Source organism: Tepidicaulis sp. (genome assembly GCF_965222285.1).
Taxonomy (GTDB): domain Bacteria; phylum Pseudomonadota; class Alphaproteobacteria; order Parvibaculales; family Parvibaculaceae; genus Tepidicaulis.
Window position 1 is genome coordinate 155000 of record NZ_OZ244942.1, and the last position, 18160, is coordinate 173159.

At 57.4% G+C, this 18160-nt stretch carries 9 protein-coding genes and 2 tRNA genes; 8 read left to right on the forward strand and 3 right to left on the reverse strand.

Features of this window, described 5'->3' with window-relative positions; genetic code table 11:
• Position 1 precedes the first annotated feature (1 nt).
• The 6 genes from ACOQOT_RS00695 to ACOQOT_RS00720 all read left to right on the forward strand — a co-directional run bounded on the left by ACOQOT_RS00695 (position 2) and on the right by ACOQOT_RS00720 (position 14781).
• On the forward strand, positions 2-604 hold the full coding sequence (locus ACOQOT_RS00695; protein ID WP_420560477.1) for a DUF1788 domain-containing protein: 603 nt from the start codon (positions 2-4) through the stop codon (positions 602-604).
• A 3-nt stretch (positions 605-607) separates the two neighbouring features.
• The gene (brxC, locus tag ACOQOT_RS00700; RefSeq protein ID WP_420560478.1) at positions 608-4147 is read left to right on the forward strand and encodes a BREX system P-loop protein BrxC; all 3540 of its coding nucleotides are present in this window, start codon (positions 608-610) and stop codon (positions 4145-4147) included.
• Entirely contained in the window at positions 4147-7644 is a 3498-nt protein-coding gene (gene pglX / locus ACOQOT_RS00705) for a BREX-1 system adenine-specific DNA-methyltransferase PglX (RefSeq protein WP_420560479.1), read from the forward strand. Before brxC ends, pglX begins: the two co-directional genes overlap by 1 nt.
• Positions 7637-10144: a BREX-1 system phosphatase PglZ type A gene (gene pglZ / locus ACOQOT_RS00710; protein ID WP_420560480.1), complete on the forward strand. Its 2508-nt coding sequence runs from the start codon at positions 7637-7639 to the stop codon at positions 10142-10144. The genes pglX and pglZ overlap by 8 nt, the downstream gene beginning before the upstream one ends.
• A gap of 7 nt (positions 10145-10151) precedes the next feature.
• On the forward strand, positions 10152-12233 hold the full coding sequence (gene brxL, locus ACOQOT_RS00715; protein ID WP_420560481.1) for a BREX system Lon protease-like protein BrxL: 2082 nt from the start codon (positions 10152-10154) through the stop codon (positions 12231-12233).
• A gap of 223 nt (positions 12234-12456) precedes the next feature.
• On the forward strand, positions 12457-14781 hold the full coding sequence (locus tag ACOQOT_RS00720) for an AAA family ATPase (RefSeq protein ID WP_420560482.1): 2325 nt from the start codon (positions 12457-12459) through the stop codon (positions 14779-14781).
• A gap of 235 nt (positions 14782-15016) precedes the next feature.
• Here the strand turns inward: ACOQOT_RS00720 and ACOQOT_RS00725 are convergent.
• Positions 15017-15093, reverse strand: a tRNA-Arg gene (locus tag ACOQOT_RS00725).
• A gap of 216 nt (positions 15094-15309) precedes the next feature.
• Positions 15310-15384 (reverse strand) — tRNA-Arg (locus ACOQOT_RS00730).
• A 257-nt stretch (positions 15385-15641) separates the two neighbouring features.
• Between ACOQOT_RS00730 and ACOQOT_RS00735 the strand changes: the two genes are divergently transcribed.
• Positions 15642-16190 carry a PAS domain-containing protein gene (locus ACOQOT_RS00735; protein ID WP_420560483.1) on the forward strand — a complete coding sequence of 183 codons (549 nt, stop codon included), beginning with the start codon at positions 15642-15644 and terminating at the stop codon, positions 16188-16190.
• 15 nt (positions 16191-16205) lie between these two features.
• Here ACOQOT_RS00735 and ACOQOT_RS00740 read toward each other — a convergent pair whose 3' ends face one another.
• Entirely contained in the window at positions 16206-17288 is a 1083-nt protein-coding gene (locus ACOQOT_RS00740) for a hypothetical protein (RefSeq protein WP_420560484.1), read from the reverse strand.
• A gap of 139 nt (positions 17289-17427) precedes the next feature.
• On the opposite strand from ACOQOT_RS00740, the gene ACOQOT_RS00745 reads away from it, so the two are divergent.
• Positions 17428-18063 carry a TetR/AcrR family transcriptional regulator gene (locus ACOQOT_RS00745; RefSeq protein ID WP_420560485.1) on the forward strand — a complete coding sequence of 212 codons (636 nt, stop codon included), beginning with the start codon at positions 17428-17430 and terminating at the stop codon, positions 18061-18063.
• Positions 18064-18160: the final 97 nt, after the last annotated feature.

The following is an 18160-nucleotide window of genomic DNA, read 5'->3' on the forward strand; positions in this document are numbered from 1 at the left end:
TGTGGGCACGAAAACTGATCGGCGCGCCCGCGCCGAGCACTTATTCAGGGTAATTTCCAGTGATCGGTTCTTGCAAAAGCAAGGGCTGGGAAACGAGGTTCCCTTTTTCATCTGCGCTTTTGATGCCGAAGACGGATTGAGCCTGGGCGAGGATCGCGAGGATCTGATCGCCCGGCTGGGCCACGCTGGTGTGCGCGTCCTCGATATCGATCTCTATGACCTTTCGCTCAGGATCCTCGAGGACCGGGGAATCTTCGAGCAGATCCTTGAGATTGAAGCCGAAACGGAAAAGGCGGAGCTCAAGGAGCTGTTGCAGGGCGTTCTGGACCCGCAGGCGCACCTCATTCCAGAGATTGCGCAGCGCATCGACGACGTCCCGCACGATGTGATCTTCCTGTCAGGCGTAGGCGAGGTTTACCCCTACCTGCGGTCGCACAACGTACTCAACAACCTGCAAAGCACCGCGAAAGACCGCCCGACGGTCATGTTCTTTCCGGGGAAATACACGCACGCGTTGGCGACAGGAGCATCGCTGGAACTGTTCGGCTTGCTGCATGACGACAAATATTACCGCGCATTCAATATCATGAATTACGAGGTCTGACCGATGGCTACTCTTCTACGTGACATCTTTGCCAAGCCGGTCGACCGTTCGATCGATGGGGTGATCAAGGCTGACGACAAGGCAAGCCTCCTGACCGAGCTCGATGAATATGTCATCACCAACGAGATCGGCGCCCGACTGGAGCAGTTCCTCGACGCCTACAACAATTACGATACCGCGAACGGCGTCTGGATCTCGGGCTTCTTCGGATCCGGTAAATCTCACCTGCTGAAGATGCTCGCCCTCCTTCTGGAGAACGACGAGGTCGAGGGGCAGCGCGCTGTCGAAATCTTTGAGCGAAAGCTCGCAGGCAACCCAATGCTGGCGGGGGCCTTGCGCAAGGCAGTGTCGATTCCGTCCCGATCGGTCTTGTTCAATATCGACCAGAAGGCGGATGTGATCTCGAAGACGGATGTCGATGCGCTTCTGGCCGTCTTCCAGAAGGTCTTTGACGAGATGTGCGGCTATTACGGCAAGCTCCCGCATATCGCGCAGTTCGAGCGTGATCTCGACAGCCGCGGGAAGCTCGATGCCTTCAAGGCGGCCTTTGCGCAGTCTTCCGGCAAGCCCTGGGAGCGTGGGCGTGAACAGGCTCTGATGGAAGGCAAGCATATTGCCGCCGCCTTCGCGGAGGTCACGGGCGATGAGGTCACGGATATTCTTGGCCAGTATCGCAAGGATACCAAGGTCTCGATCGAAGATTTCGCCAACATGGTGAAGTCGTGGATCGATGCGCAGGGGCCAAAATTCAGGCTGAACTTCTTCGTCGATGAGGTCGGGCAGTATATCGCCGACAACGTCAAACTCATGACGAACCTGCAAACCATCGCCGAAAGCCTGAACACGAAGTGCAAGGGGCAGGCCTGGATTGTTGTCACCGCCCAGCAGGACATGGGTTCGGTTATCGGCGATCTGACGGCGCAGCAAGAGAATGACTTCTCGAAAATCCAGGCACGCTTCGCCAACCGAATGCCGCTGAACTCTCAGGATGTGGCCGAAGTCATCCAGCGCCGCCTTCTCGCCAAGACCGAGGCTGGTCAGATCACCCTTGGCAATCTTTACGATGCTGAGGAGAACAACCTGCGCACTCTGTTCGATTTCGGCGATAATTCCTTCAAGTTCAGGAATTTCTCCGGAAAGGAGCAGTTCGTCGCGAGCTATCCGTTCCCGAACTACCAGTATGATCTGTTCCAGCGCGCGATCATGGGCCTCTCTCAGCATAACGCGTTTGAGGGCAAGCACAGCTCGGTCGGTGAACGCTCCATGTTGGGGGTGTTTCAGGAGGTAGCCAAGAAGCTGGCGGATACGCCGGTCGGGGGGCTGGCGACCTTCGACCTGATGTTCGAGGGCATCAGCACAGCACTTAAGTCCTCGGTTCAGCAGTCAATCCAGCTGGCCAAGAAAAACCTTGGCGATGTCTTTGCTCTTCGGGTTCTGAAAGTCCTGTTCCTTGTCAAATACGTCAAGGAATTCAAACCGACTGCCCGCAACATATCGATCCTCCTGCTGTCCCGGTTCGAGGCGGACCAGACCGAGCAGCGCCGCAATATCGAAGAGGCTTTGTCGCTTCTGGAACGCCAGACGCTGATCCAGCGTAATGGCGAGGTCTATGAATTCCTCACCAATGAGGAAAAGGATGTCGAGGCCGAGATCAAGGCAATTGCCGTCGATCCCGCCGAGATTGAGCGGCAGCTCGATGAGCTAGCGTTCGGCGCTATCCTCCGCCACGGCAAGATCAAGCATGCCGGCACGGGTGTGGACTATGCCTTTACCCGCAAGCTCGACGGGCACAGCCTGAACCGGGAGCATGAGCTTTCGGTGAATATCGTCTCGCCCTTCAGCGACGATTCCGACGCGCCGGATGTGGTTCGTTCGAACAGCATGGCAAGCGATGAGATGGTTGTCCTGCTAGGACGTGATGTGCGCTTCACGCGCGATCTCATCCTCTGGCTCCAGACCGTGAAATTCGCCCGTCAGGTCACCAGCGGTGACGCCCAGCCCGGTCGTGATCGCATCATTGCGGAAAAACGTGACCAGAATACGCGACGCGAAAAAGAACTGGTGCAGCGTCTCCGCACTTTGATCGCGGATGCTCGCCTTTTCGTGCGTGGAGCCGAGCTGGAAATCGGAGGCGAAGACCCGCAGGAACGGCTGGTCAAAGGTTTCCAGGTCCTGGTCGACAAGGTCTATACCAGCCTGCCTGTGCTGCGCGGCGCTACTTACACCGAAGCCGATCTTGGGCGCGCCGGCCGTGTCGATGGTGGCCTGTTTGGTGGCGAAGGCAGCGGTTTGACCGAAGCCGAGCAGGACGTGCTGAATCACGCTCAGGCCCAGATGCGCCTCGGGACGCGGGTCTCGGCCAAGGCTTTGGTCGAGAAGTTTGGCGCAAAACCTTATGGCTGGCCATCCATTGCGGTGCTGTGTCTGACCGCGAGCCTTGTCGCGCGCGGCAAGCTTGAGGCAAGGGCCGACAGTGCTCTGCTGGAAGGGGATGCCCTGGTTCAAGGGCTGCGCAACAGCCATGCCCTTGGCAATATTCTGCTCTCTCCGCAGATCGAGTTCACTACCGCCCAGATCCGCAAATCGCGCGAACTGTTTCAGGAGCTGTTCGATCTTCCCGCCTCTGGGAATGACGCGCGCAGTTTGGGTGCCGAGTGGCAGACGCAACTGCGCAAGCTGCTCGGTGAAGTCGAGCAAGAGAGCCGTGCCATTGCAGCCTATCCCTTCGCCGCGTCCCTTGATCCTCTGCGCACCATGCTGGATGGGATGCGCGACCAATCGGCAAACTGGTTCATTACCGGCCCTATCGGGCAGGAAGAGCAGCTGCTTGATGAAAAAGAGGATGTCTTCGACAAAGTCCGCAGTTTCATGCGCGGGGCGCAAAAAGGCATCTACGATGAAGTGCGCGCTTTCCTGACCACGCAGGATCAGAACGTTACCTTTGCCGAAGATCCTGCCGCCGATACGTTGCGTCAGGCGCTGGCCGATCCGCAGTGCTTCAAGGGCACCGCGATCCAGGAACTGAAGGCGGATTTCTACGCCCTGAAGGAACGCATCGAACAATCGGTTCTGGCCGAGCGCAACGCCGTCATCGCGGCAATTGAAGAGGTGACCGAGAAAACCACCCAGACCTCGGAATTCCGTGCGCTACCGCCAGAGCAGCAGACGCGTATTCGCGATGAGCTTGCCGCGCAGAAAGCCGCCGTGGCCTCGCAAACCCTGATCCCGGCCTTGCGCCATCGGGCGACAGAGGTGCGTTCCAATCTTCTGGCCGATACGCTGACGCGGATCGCCGAACTGACGCCTGCTCCGGCGCCGACGCCCGCACCGCAGCCCCAACCTGCAGGTGGTGTGGCCGAAGCCCCGGCCAAGCCATATGTGCCGCCGGCACCGGCAAAGCCCCAGTATGTCAACGCCCAGTCGATCACCGTCTCTATCGGGAAAGCCTATCTCGAAGATGAAGACGATGTGACCCGCTATCTTGATGAGATGAAAAAGACCCTGCTGGCCGAGATCGGCGCGGGCAAGAAAGTGATTGTCTGATGGATACCAACGCCCTGAAGAAATTTGCGCAAAGTGCGCGCAACCTGCTGATTGACCAGGTCACCGCCCGGCTGGACATGGTGCTGGCCGAAGGCGCAGCGGCTCGCCGCGAACATCCTAAGGCGATTGCGAAACTGGAGGCCGCTGCCAACAACAACCGCGCCCAGGTGATCGAACAGGCCGCCTATACATGGTTCAACCGCTTCACCGCGTTGCGCTTCATGGATGTCACGGGCCTGACTAACCCGCGGGTGGTGTCGCCTGCCGATGGTGCCACCCGGCCCGAGATTCTGGCCGAGGCGATGGCCGGCAACCTGCCGGATCGCGCTCGTCCCGAGATTGCCGAATATCTGAACGGAACTCGTCCCGCCCATGACGGGCAGGCCGAAGCCTATCGGCTGCTGCTGATCCATGCCTGCAACGAATGGCACGGCGCGATGCCCTATATGTTCGAGCGCGCCGATATGCTCGACCGGGCCGAGGATTATACCGAACTGCTGATGCCCGACGATCTTCTGTCGCCGGACAGCATCCTTGCCCGCCTGCGGGAGGTGATGACGGAAGAGGCCTGCCAGGATGTCGAAATCATCGGCTGGCTTTACCAGTTCTACATCAGCGAAAAGAAGGATCAGGTTTTTGCGGGTCTGAAGAAAAACCAGAAGATCACGGCGGAAAATATCCCCGCCGCAACGCAATTGTTCACCCCGCACTGGATCGTTCGCTATCTGGTGGAAAACTCGCTGGGGCGGCTGTGGCTGCTGAACCGTCCGCAGTCCGGGCTGGCGGCGAAGATGGATTATTACATCGCGCCGGAAGAGCCGGAAACGGATTTCCTGCGCATCACCCGGCCCGAGGAAATCCGCATTTGCGATCCGGCCTGCGGCTCGGGCCATATGCTGACTTATGCATTCGACCTGCTCTATGAAATCTATGCCGAGGAAGGCCATGACGCGGCCGAAATTCCCGGTCTGATCCTGCAGCACAACCTGACCGGTATCGAGATTGACGACCGCGCAGGCGCCTTGGCGGCCTTTGCGCTGTCGATGAAGGCGGCGGCAAGGCTGGGGCGGCGACGGTTCCTGCGGATGGAGGAAAAACCCGATATCGTCGTGCTGCAAGATGTTCGCTTCACTCCCGCCGAGATGCAGGACGTGGCCGCCGTGGTGGGCAAAGATTTGTTCACCGATGAGTTGCGCGAAACAATGGGGCAATTCGAGCAGGCCAAGAACTTCGGCTCGCTGATTGTGCCGAAGCTGCGCGATCCGGCGGAAACGTTGCGGGTGGTTGAATCGCGGGATTTCGGGTCCGACCTGCTGATGAAGGAGGTGCAGGCGCGCGTTGTCGCCGTGCTGCGCATGGCTGAGGCGCTATCGCGGAGATATCACGTGGTGGTGGCTAACCCGCCATATGCGGGTGCAAAGGGTTTGAATGATCAGCTGAATGACTGGCTAAAATCCGAATATGCTGAGACAAAATCAGATCTATTCGCATCCTTCATTGATCGAGGTTTCAAACTAATTCAGAGGATTGGTTATAACTCCATGGTCACCATGGAAAGTTGGATGTTCTTGCCAACTTACCGAGCTTTCCGTGAACGTCTCCTTCATCGAAACCACATCCGATCAATGGTGCACATGCCTTACCTCGGTAAAGGAGGCACCAGCATGGGGATCAGCTTTGGAACCACGGCATTCGTGGTTCAAGCATGTCGTAACCCGACATATAAAGGCACCTTCAGCTGCACGCGTTACTACGAAACAGATGACGCTGGCGTGCCGTTGGAATTTCCAACTCCCAATGAGCGTCTTGCGAGGGCGTCGAGCGAAGATTTCGATCTGATACCCGGCATGCCAATTGCTTACTGGGCAAGTCCAACCCTCAGGGAGCAGTTTTCTAAAGATCTGCTCTCAGAGCTTGGAACCTGCAAAAATGGGATGACGACTGGCGACAACGACCGCTTTATGCGTGCTTGGCATGAAGTTAGCGTCGCCTCCGTGAAAGTTGATGCGATCAACCAAATTGACGCGAAGAATTCCGGACGCACCTGGTTTCCATACAGCAAAGGCGGAGAATTTCGGCGCTGGTATGGAAATAACGACTTCGTTATAAACTGGAAGAACGACGGTTTTATTCTAAAATCGAATAAACCGAAGAGCATTCTTCGGAATCCAAATTTCTACTTTCAAGACGCTTTGACATGGTCATTAACTTCTAGTGCGCATTTTGGTGCGAGGGATCGAGGCGTAGGAGCCCTGTTCGATGTGAACGGGATGTCAGGGTTTTTCGGGGATAATAAGCATGGCGTGTTAGCTCTTCTGAATAGTGTCGTGTCGACAGATATTCTGAAGATTATCAATCCGACAATGGCGTTCCAATCTGGCGACATTGAACGGATTCCGTTCGCGGAAGTTGCTAAAACCGAGGGCGTTAGAACTCGCACACGCATGGCGGTTGAGAAAACCAAAGCCGATTGGGACGCTTACGAAACTTCTTGGGATTTCACTACCCTTCCGCTGCTCTCGCCCGATCACCGAGCCGAAACGCTGCCGCTCACCTATTCCAACCTTCGCGCCCATTGGCAGAGTATGACCGATGAGATGCGGCGGTTGGAGGAAGAGAACAACGGCATCTTCATCGACGCCTATGGATTGGCTGATGAACTCAGCCCCGAAGTGCCGATCGAGGAAATCACCCTCACCTGTAACCCGGCCTATCGCTATGGGGTTAAGGGTTCTGAAGAGGAGCGTGAGGCGCGGCTGCGCGAGGATACGGTGGCCGAGTTCCTCCACTATGCCGTGGGCTGCATGTTCGGGCGCTACAGCCTTGATGCGCCGGGCCTGACCCTCGCCAATCAGGGCGAAGGGATCGAGGAGTATCTAGCCCGCGTGCCGAAGCCCAGTTTCGCGCCAGACCGCGACAATGTCATCCCGGTGCTGGATGCCGACTGGTTCGCCGATGACATTGTCACCCGCGCCCGCGATTTCCTGCGCGTCACCTTTGGAGAAGCGAGGTTCCGCGAAAACCTCGCCTTCGTTGAAGCGGCGCTCGGCAAAGATCTGCGCCGCTGGTTCACGAAGGATTTCTTCGACTATCATGTGCGTCGCTATAAGAAGCGTCCGATCTACTGGATGTTCTCCAGCCCCAAGGGCAGCTTCAACGCGCTGATCTATATCCACCGCTACCGGCCCGACACGGTCTCGGTCGTACTGAACCAATATGTGCGCGAGTTCATCCACAAGCTGGAAGTCGAGCGCGCCCGGCTGGAAAAGCTGGCTGTGGATCCTGCCGCTACGCCCGCTCAGCAAACAAAGGCGCAGAAGGAAACGGCCACGGTCATCAAGCAGATCGCCGAGCTGACCGAATGGGAACGCGATGTCGTCTATCCGATGGCGCAGCAGAAGATCGCCATCGATCTGGATGACGGCGTGAAGCGCAACTATCCGCTGTTCGCCGGCGCGCTGAAGCCGGTCAAGGGGCTGGAGGCTGCGGATGACTGACCGCATCACCACCGGCCTGATGCGCCTCTATGAGGATCAGGGCCACCGCATCGTCTTCTGGTATGACGCGGCCCGCGATCTGCGCACAGCGTTCGATGCGGTGGACCTGCCCGGCGTGACCAAGGTGGTGATCGCCAACAACGAGTTCGGCGTGAAATACCGCATGCTGCGGCAGGAGCCGAAGGCGCGGTTCCTGCTCTACAAGGATGGCCCCGAGCCGCCGATGCCCGAGAACTGGCTGCTGGATGTGCAGCTCGCGAGCGCCGTCTTCCGCGCCGATCAGGCGGCGATTTGGGTGGCGGATCTCGGCATTCCGGCGAAATATGAAGCCGCCGTGCGCGATCACGCCGAATTCTACCGTTCCGGCAAGCGGCTGGAAGCCCTGCGCGCCATCGAGCGCGAGCGCCCGTCGCAAAGCGCCAACGATGTTCGCCGCAAGATGCTGGCGGTCTGCGCCGGTGCAGATGGCGATCTCGATACGGTGATCGAGGCGCTGCTGGCCGAACTGGCTGATGGACAAGATGATGCACTGCGGCTCATCGACCGGGTCGGACTGGCGGAGTTTTTCTGGAAAGAGGTTTCGGCGCGCTATGGCTATGCGCCGGGTACCCCTGATTTTCAGGATTTCGCGATCACGCTATTTTCCAGCGCCTGGGCGCGGGCCATGGGGGAGACTGCGCCCCTGAATACCGATGCCGCGCTGATGTTCCGCCGCTGGAGCGCTTCGCGCCGGTGGGGTGAGGCGTTCGAGAAGCTGTCGGGCGACTATCAGGATGTGTTGAAGATCAGGGACAATCTGGCCTCCCGCGATTTCCGCGTCCTGATCCCGCATGACCATTTCGAGGAAGTGGACCGGCGGATCGTCGTCGCCATCGTTGAGGGGCTGGCCCGGCAGAGCCTGCCGGCGACAGATGTGCTGAAATGGGTGCGCGACCGCCGTCAGAGCCACTGGTATGGCCGTTACGCGGATGTCTATCAGGCCATCAGCTATGCGACCGAGTTCCAGCAGGCGCTGGCCGAAGCCGACCTGACGATGACCAGCTTGTCCGATGGCGTGAAGCGCTATTCCGCAAGCTGGTTCCGGTTGGACCAGCTTTATCGCAAGTTCATCTATCACATGCAGAAAAGCGGGCAGTCCGGGCTGCTATCCGCGCTCTATGATGCGGTCGAGAACCGATACACCACGAATTTCGTGCTGAAGCTCAACGACGCCTGGCAGGATCAGATTGCCCGCCTGACGGATTGGACGATTCCGGGCTTTCCGCGTCAGGTAGATTTCTATCGCGAACAGGCCGCGGAGTTCAGACGCAAAGACCAGAAGGTCGTCGTCATCATCTCGGACGCGCTACGCTACGAGGTAGCCGAAGAGGCGCTGCGCGAGATCCGCAAGCTCAACCGGTTTGATGCCGATCTGAAGCCGATGATCGGGGCCTTGCCCAGCTATACCCAGCTAGGCATGGCGGCACTCTTGCCGCACCGGCAGCTGGCGATCCGCGATGACAATGATCTGGTGCTGCTGGATGGTGAAAGCACCATGGGCGCCGCCGCCCGTGAAAAGGCGCTGGCTGCTGGCCGGGCTGGCGACCGGGTAAAGGTGCTTGCGGCGAAGGATTTCATGAATCTTGGATCGTCGGAGGGCAAAGACCTCTTCCGGGATCATGACATCCTCTATCTCTACCACAATCAGATTGACGCGATCGGCGACAAGCTCGCCACCGAGGAGAATGTTCCCGCAGCGGCAGAGACCGCCATCGAGGACCTGGTGAAGCTGGTGCGCAAGCTGACCTCGGCCAATTTCTCGAACATCCTGATCACCGCCGACCACGGCTTCCTGTGGCAGCACCGGGCGTTGGAAGAGAGCGGTTTTGCGCTGAGCGAGCCGGAAGGCGACATCGTTACACGCAACCGGCGCTATGTGATCGGACGGGGCCTCAGCAGTAGCGGTGGCATGAAAAAGTTCACGGCCGCGCAGCTTGGGCTGGAGGGTGATCAGGACATCCTGATTCCAAACTCTATCAACCGCCTGCGCGTGAAAGGATCAGGCAGCCGTTTTGTCCATGGTGGGGCGAGCCTGCAGGAGATCGTCCTGCCGGTTCTGCGTGTGGGCAAGCAGCGCAAGGAGGATGTCGGGCAGGTGTCGGTGCAGATCATTCCGCCACCCCGTGCCCAGATCACCACGGGCCAGATCCAGATCACTTTCTATCAGGCGGAGCCAGTTACCGAGAAGCAGCAGCCCCGGCAGGTGCATGCAGCCATCTTTGCGGACGATGGAACGCTCATCTCTGACGAAGCCGAGCTGGAGTTCGATTTCGCGTCCGAGAACCCGCGCGAGCGTGAGCTATCGCGGGGCTTCCTGCTGACCAAGGCGGCAGACGCCTATAACAATCAGACAGTCTTCCTGAAGCTGCGAACGCGCATCGGCAAGACTAGCCATTTCGAAGATCACGCTTCGCAGCCGCTGCTGCTGAAACGCGGGATCAGCACAGATTTCGATTTCTGAGGTGCCGATGTCGACCCTTGATGACAAGATCAACGAGCATTTTGCCGGTTTCGTAGTCCGCAAGGACCTGGTGAAGGCGGTGAAGGGGAACGCCATTGTTCCCACCTATGTGCTCGAATACCTGCTCGGCCAATATTGTGCGACCGACGACGAAGCCTCGATTGCGACGGGCATCGAGACGGTCAAGGACATCCTGCGCAAGCACTACGTCCATCGTTCAGAGGCGGGGCTGGTCCAGTCGACGATCAAGGAGCGGGGCCGCTACAAGGTTATCGATCAGGTCAGCGTGGCGCTGAACGAAAAGACCGATGCTTATGAGGCGGTGTTCGAAAACCTAGGGATCAAGCGGGTCGCGATCGACAGCGCCACGGTCAAGGCGCATCCGAAACTGCTGGTAACGGGTATCTGGTGCATCGCCGATGTGCAGTACGAATTCTCAGAAGACAACCGGATTTCCCCCTGGATCATCGACACGCTGAAGCCGATCCAGATCGCCCGCGTCGACTATGACGGCTATCGCGAAACGCGTGACAAGTTCACCACCGAGGAATGGATCGATCTGCTGATGCAGAGCATCGGCTTCGATCCGTCCCTATTCGGGCGCCGGTCGAAACTTTTGCAACTGCTGCGCCTGATCCCCTTCGTCGAGCGCAACTACAACCTCATTGAGCTTGGCCCCAAGGGCACGGGTAAATCGCATATCTATTCCGAGTTCTCACCCCATGGTCAGCTGATCTCTGGCGGTGAAGTTACGGTTCCCAAGCTCTTCGTAAACAACTCCAATGGGCGGATTGGGCTGGTCGGCTATTGGGACGTCGTAGCCTTTGATGAGTTTGCAGGCCGTGAGAAGACGGCCAACAAAGCGCTCGTCGACATCATGAAGAACTACATGGCGAACAAGCAGTTTTCGCGCGGTGTAAATCCGATGGGTGCCGAAGCCAGCTTCGCCTTCGTCGGCAACACCGACCATAATGTTCCATGGATGCTGAAGAATACCGACCTGTTCGAGGCTCTGCCACCACAGTTCCACGACAGCGCCTTTATCGATCGGCTGCACGCATATCTGCCCGGCTGGGAGGTCGATATCATCCGGGGCGAGATGTTCACATGTGGCTATGGGTTCATCGTCGACTATCTGGCCGAAATCCTGCGCCATCTGCGCGCCGAGGACTTCTCGCACCGGCCGGATCGGTTCTTCACCGTGCCCGTTCAGACCCACATCCGGGATCGCGCGGCGATCAACAAAACCATGTCAGGCCTACTAAAGCTGATCTTCCCGAACGGAGGCGAAACAGAAGCCGAGGTTGAAGAGCTGCTGCGGTTTGCGATTGAATGCCGTAAGCGGGTGAAGGACCAGCTCCTGCGGATTGACAGCACTTTCGAGGACGCGGACTTCCATTACGTCGCCTCGGATGGCGCAAAGCGCCCTGTCACCACGCTGGAGGAAGAGGAGTTTCCCCAGTTTTACCATCGCCGATCGACTGGCGATGGGGATGGCAGTGGGGGGCAATCTGCGATCACGCCGGTACCCGCGCAGCAGTCGTCAACACCAGCCACTTCTCAAGCACCTGCTGTTGCCGTTGTCCCAGCGTTTGCTCCGAAGCCTGGACATGTCGTTTTCACGGAAAACCGCAAGGGCGTGAGTTTCGACAAGATCTTTGGTCCGTGGACGGATGGCGCAACCAGGATCATCATCACCGATCCTTATATTCGGAAGTTCCATCAGGCCCGCAACGTGATGGAACTGATCGAGATGCTGATTCGACGCAAACAGCCCGAGGATCAGGTCGCAGTGCATCTCGTAACCGCTCCTGATGATGGGAACATTCAGGAGCAGCGGGAATGCCTGGACGGGATCGTCGAGGCTTGCACGGACACGGGTGTTGATTTCACCTGGGCGTTTGATGGGAGCGGAACGCTCCATGCCCGCGACATCACCACAGACACCGGATGGAAGATGGTTCTGGATCGTGGGTTGGATATTTTTCAGCCGACTCCCCGGAAGATGAACGGTTTTTCACTGGGGGAACGGATGCAGGAGCATCGGATGATACGAGGTTTCTACGTGACCTATGTCGAAATCATGTAACTCTTAGGGGCGGATGAGGCTCCGACAGTCAGACCAGTAAACTGGCAGTTATGCGGTGTCGGTGTGTTCGTCCAACTCCTAGTTGAACTAGGTCGAAATTGGACACATGCTGCCCGTGAGTTTCTCGCCAGAATCCAACAACAACTGGGTTAAACCGGGAAGCGATTTGAAGTTATTACGCTCGACCTTTCGGTGGAGTTTAGCATGAGGGGGGAGTTTATTCATGAATCAAGCGGCAAACGAGGCGCTAAAACTTAAGGCTATTTACCTAGGCCCTGTTGCGAACGTGGATGCAACTCTTAGCAAATATGCACAGAACTTAATATATGCCAGAAATGGAACTGGAAAATCTTTCCTCACGAGAGCCCTTCGCTATCTTGACCTCCATACTCAAGGACTAGACATAACCAACGCGGCTTTCGATCTGGTTTCAGAAGAATCCGCTGATAGCCGGGGGAGTTTTAGTCTAGCTCGTGGCGCTACCAGCTTAGGAAGCCTTTCCCTGAACTGCGGAAGCAATCAAGTATCCGCGAACTCGCATGATCGAATTTTTCACGTTTTTTCAGATGATTTTGTTCACTCAGAACTGCGGCAACAAGATTTTGATCCCGATGGAAAAATTGAAAGCCAAATTCAGCTAGATCAATCCAATATCGACACCAAGGGACTAGAACTAAAGCGGGATTCTGCAAAAGATCATGCCACTACCAAAAGGGACAAGCTGAAAGGCGTGCTCGAGTCCGCCAAAACAGATGAGCTGGTCGGTAAGGCCTCGGTCAGAAGGCAGCTATCCGAATATGCGGCGCTGACAATCGATCAGGTTTTGGTCAAGACACACCAGCCCGATCTCCCCGATCGATCACTCAAGGACATCGTGGGCGATTTAGATTCACTGAAATCCATTCCCGCCGAGCCAATCTACCCACACGCCGTGACGACCATGTCGCTACCGAGTGATCGGTTGGAAGAGATAAGGTCGTTGATTGGCAAGATCACATCGCCTTCAACAGTATCCGCCGAGATTAAGGATATGCTAGGCGCGAACCCAGAGTTCTTCGAGACAGGGCTGCATCTTCTCAAGGAGCCTGAAACAGACGATTGTCCTTTCTGCCTTCAGTCCATTGCCCATCCCCCAGCAAAAGATAGGATTGAGCTATATCTCGCGTATTTCGCAGATGCTGAAGGCAAACATAAGAAGGAATTGCGCTCAGCATGGTCAGACGTGAAAGGCCTCCGCGCGACTGCTAAAGAGAAAATTGCTGCTATCGCTGCAGAAATATTGAAGTACGAAGCACTTCGTAAGCTGGTGCCGTCACAGAAGGATGTCGTTTTGCCGGAGTTTTCTGGGGTTGCGGCACAGCTCGATGCAGCCTTGGGTGAGCTGCTGACGGCCGTGGAGGAAAAAGGCACGTCGCCGAGTATGGATGTCGCGGCACCTCAGTCCAACATCACCGCCCTTATCATCGAATTGAACGCGCATGTCGAAAACCTAAATGAGAGGTTCGACGAGATCACAAAGGCGGTCAGTCAGTCAGACAATGAGCGGAAGCGTTTGCAGCGAGAGGCATGCACCGCATTTGAGCGAGAATTCGTGCACTCTCATTGGTCGGATATCGACGCTATACATTCGCACAATCGTGACGTTACAGAGGCGCAAATAGAGATTGACACACTCAAGAAGTCACAGCTCTCCGCGAGTGTAAAGGAGCGTGTGGCAGAAACCTTCGAGGCATTGATCGCTAGTTTCTTCGGAAAAAAATACAGCTTTGATCGTACTGAATTTGTCCTTAAGCGTAATGATAAGAAAATGGCACGCGGTGTAAGTCGCACTTTGAGCGACGGAGAAAAGACAGCGATTGCCTTTTGCTATTTTATTGCCTGCGCACATAAGAAAGTTAAGTCATCATCTGATTACTCAAGACTTTTCTTGGTATTCGATGACCCTATCACGTCAATGTCTTATGATTTTGTATTTACGATAGCGCAAACTCTAAAAAACATGAGCATATCGAATTCAGGGGAAATATCTATAAATCCGGCCGATATAAAAAAGGCCAGAAGGCCTGATCTTCTCATCTTCACTCATAGCAGCTATTTTTATAATATCTGCGTAACAAACAATGTGGTCAAGGATGGAGCCGCGTTTTTCCTGCACAGCGCTGGACAGCAGCATAAACTCTCAAGACGCAATCAATTCGTGGCGCCATTTGAGCAGCACCTCAAAGAAATCGTTGACGTGCACAATGGGCAAGATCCGAGTCATACTACCGGCAATGCCGTTCGCTGCATCCTTGAAGCAATTGGGCGTTTCTGTCATCCCGACAAGCCATCCTTAACTGAGTTCATTACCTATCTGGCTGGAGATGGCGGTTTTGAGGTTAAGAGCGTACTTATCAACAATCTGTCTCATGGAACTTACTACGACGAGGTTCCAAGTCCTGACGAATTGAAAGAAGCTTGTGCGGAGACCATCCAGATCGTCGACAAGTTTGCTAAAGGCCAACTTGAGGTCGTGCGGTTGCTGGCAAGCGCCCCGGCGCGCAACTAGCGTGACCCATTTCCACGTCCGCAGCTCATTACCTCGATAGTGGCTTAGCGGGAGTGAAATTCTCGCAAAGCATACGCCACCTTGCAAATCTGCGGAGGGCAAAACTGACCGGGAGAAATTGGATATTTTTCAACGCCTGGCGGCACCATCTTGCCGCGCTTTTGCGCTTGCTATTTCCGCTTACGTAAATGCGTAAATTTGCGGGTGGCCGATGACCTGAGAAAGTCATTTCAAATGGCGCACCCGACACGATTCGAACGTGTGGCCTCCACCTTCGGAGGGTGGCGCTCTATCCAGCTGAGCTACGGGTGCATCGTTGTTTTGATAGTGTGCGAGATCAACCAAGGTCAATCCCAAAACCAGATACTCGAATCGACGTCATTGGTGCGGCTCTGAGGGCCGCCAACTTCCGTCGTTCGTACTCTACAACCTCCTTAAGTTTGCTTCCGTGGTGCTTCCGCGACCAAGATAGCGATATTAACATTTACACCGACTTCCGCCAAGCCTTTGGTTTCTATCGATATTCTCTGCACCCATAACGAAGCCACTTGACTTACGCCTGCCTTCGGAGGGCAGCGCTCTATCCAGCTGAGCTACGGGTGCCGCGTCCCGCCAGGGCGGGAGGGGGTCCGGCAGGCGCGGGGCACCTTGTGGACGCGGCGCACCATAACCGAAGGGCGCGGGGCTGGCAATCGGGGATGAGTTGCCGGCGGCGCGCCGTTTCTGGACGAATCACCTTCCCCGTTCCGGCGGGCGGGCCTCCCGAAACCCGCAGAAAAGAGGGCTTCGATCAATTCCTTGCCAAGGGGGATTAACGGACGGGCCTTGGGGCGTTATACCTATGTCCCGAGGGAGTTCTGATGGTTCAGGCGTTGCAGCTCAAACCGCTCGAATTGTATGTCGATCCGGTGGCCAAGCCGGTCGATGCACGCCTTGGCGCGCTCATGTCTTATTGGCGCGGCAAGCGTCAGGGCACGGCTGCCCTGCCCACGAGAGGCGACATCCGCCCCGGCGAGCTCATTTCCCATCTGCCCTCGCTCATCATGCTCGATGTGGAAGAGACGGCGGAAAAGACGCCGGATTTTTCCGTGCGCCTTTCCGGCACCGCGCTCGATGATCTCTTCGGCGGCAATTATATGGGCCGCAGACTTGAAGAGATTTTGCCTGCGAAGCGCGCCTGGCTTGCCCGCGCCGCGCTCGGCCTCGTGGTGGAACATCGCCGCCCCATGCGCTTTTTCGGGCGGCTGGAGTTTCCCTCCGAGCCCGGCAGCAAGATCATGATTGAGGCGCTTGCCCTGCCGCTCAGCCGACCGGACGGGCAGGTGCATATGATCCTCGGCGAGATCGTGCAATTGCGCGCCGCCGCCATTGCCTCTTTCCCCGAGCTTTGCCGTCCCGCGGCCGACTGAGCCTGCGCGTTCTGCTTAGAACCCGTCCCGTTTGATCTCAACGCCTTCCTTGACGAGCATTTCATGCAGCCGCTCAAAGTCGGGCGCGGTTTCAGGAAAGCAGATGCCCGCCGGCAGCGCCTCTTTGCCGCCAAGGCCGAGCACCCGTTCAAGCTGCAGCAAAACCCCGAGCGCGGTCAGATGTACCTGGCCTTGAGGATCGAGCAGGCCGAGGCGCCGTTTCGCCGGCTTGCCGTCCTTGCCGGTCCCTTCCGCCTCGATCACCACTTCATGGCGCGCGCCGGGGCCGGGATTGTGCACGAGGCTGCGGCGTGTTTCGCGCGGGATCAGCTTCCAGATGCGCGAGCGCAGCAAAAACATCGACAGGAAATTGTTGATGGGACTGTCGACGGTAAGGCGCACGGTGGCGGAGGCCGCGCCGCTTGCCAGCGGCAGCGTCAGCACATCGGGCATGTTGACCCGGTAGGCCTTGGCCTTTTTGCCGCTTGGAAAGCGCAGCTTGCGGGGGTCGGTCATGGGCAGCACTTCCTGCCAGGCCTGCCCGAGGCGCTGAATGAAGGGCGCATCGATCCCGTCAACGGCGGTGGCCGAATCCGGCCCGCCCCGGTCCTTGCCGTAAAAGAGGATCGACATGTCGAGACGGGTGACGGCGTCCATATCCGCCGTAGCTTCCCGCGCCAGCATGGCCGGAATACCCGCCATCCAGTTACTGGAAAAGAGCACGGGCTTTTTGGGCGCGCGCTGCGCGGTGAAAATCATGGCGCGCATGAGCTCATCCCCTGCCCGCGCGATTTCTATAAGGCCTGCGCCATTTGAAATCGCGTAATCGAGCAGCCGGTTGGAGCTGTCATGAACGGCGGCGATGACGGCGCCGGGCGCTTCGTGTTCCGCAAGAAGCGGCTGCTTGCCCGACAGGTCGAGCGCCACGGCTTCCGCATTGCCAAGCTCTTCGGCAAGGGCGCGGCCTTTTTCCGGGTGCCGCCCGCCGAGCAGGATGCGGATACCCGGGTGATAGGCGCGGACCAGCCGCGCAATGTCGCTGCCCACCACGCCGTAGCCGCCGGCAATCAGGACTGAAGGTGAAAGATTTTCCGGCATGAGGCTCCTCCCTCGGAAAAAATGCTGTAAGGTGGTCAGTGACCAGTCTTGGTATAATATTGGTCATTGACCAATAAATTACAAGGGCGGGTTTCATGCGCGCGGGCCGCAAGGCCTGCGTGCAGGCAAAGAGGTGAAGATGGCGGAACGAAAAAGCGTGGAAAGTCCTGCCCCGCGCGTAAGGCAAGGGATCACGCGCCAGCAAAAACGGGCGGAAACCGAAGCGCGCATTCTCGATGCCGCTCATCTGCTCCTGAAGGAAGACCGGCTGGCGGCGTTCTCATTGCGCGGCCTTGCCGCCCGGCTCGATATGCGCCTCAGCCATTTGCAGCACTATTACCCGCATGCCTCGGACCTTCTGGCGCGGCTTTTCGAGCGCTTTATTGAGCATGATTCCGGCGTCTTTCTGCAGCATTTCGAGGAAGCCTCCGGCCCGCCGGAGCAGAAACTGCAAAAGGCGCTCGCCCGGCTTCTGGAAGATGAGGCCTATCTTGATAGCTGCGACCTCTTCATGTCGGAAATGGCAGCTTTAGCGCGCGAGGATGAACGGATCGCCCGTTCGCTGGAGCGCTACTATGCCCAGTACCGCAAAGGCGCAGCGGATCTGCTTGCCCGGCTCAATGCCGATCTGCCGCCGAAAAAACGGTCTGAGCGGGCTGCCCTTGTCGTCTCGCTGATCGAAGGGGCTCTCCATTTGCGCCATCCCCTGGCCCAGGGCGGCGGGCTCAATGCCAAAGCGCTGGCCGGGGCCATTTGCGCGCTCGCCCGCATGTAAGCCTTTCTAAGGTCCTTGTTGTCGCTGCGTCTTTTCCGCCTCGAAAATTTTCTCCAGATTCATATTGATAGGCATTCTCATTTTCAATAAGGTCCGG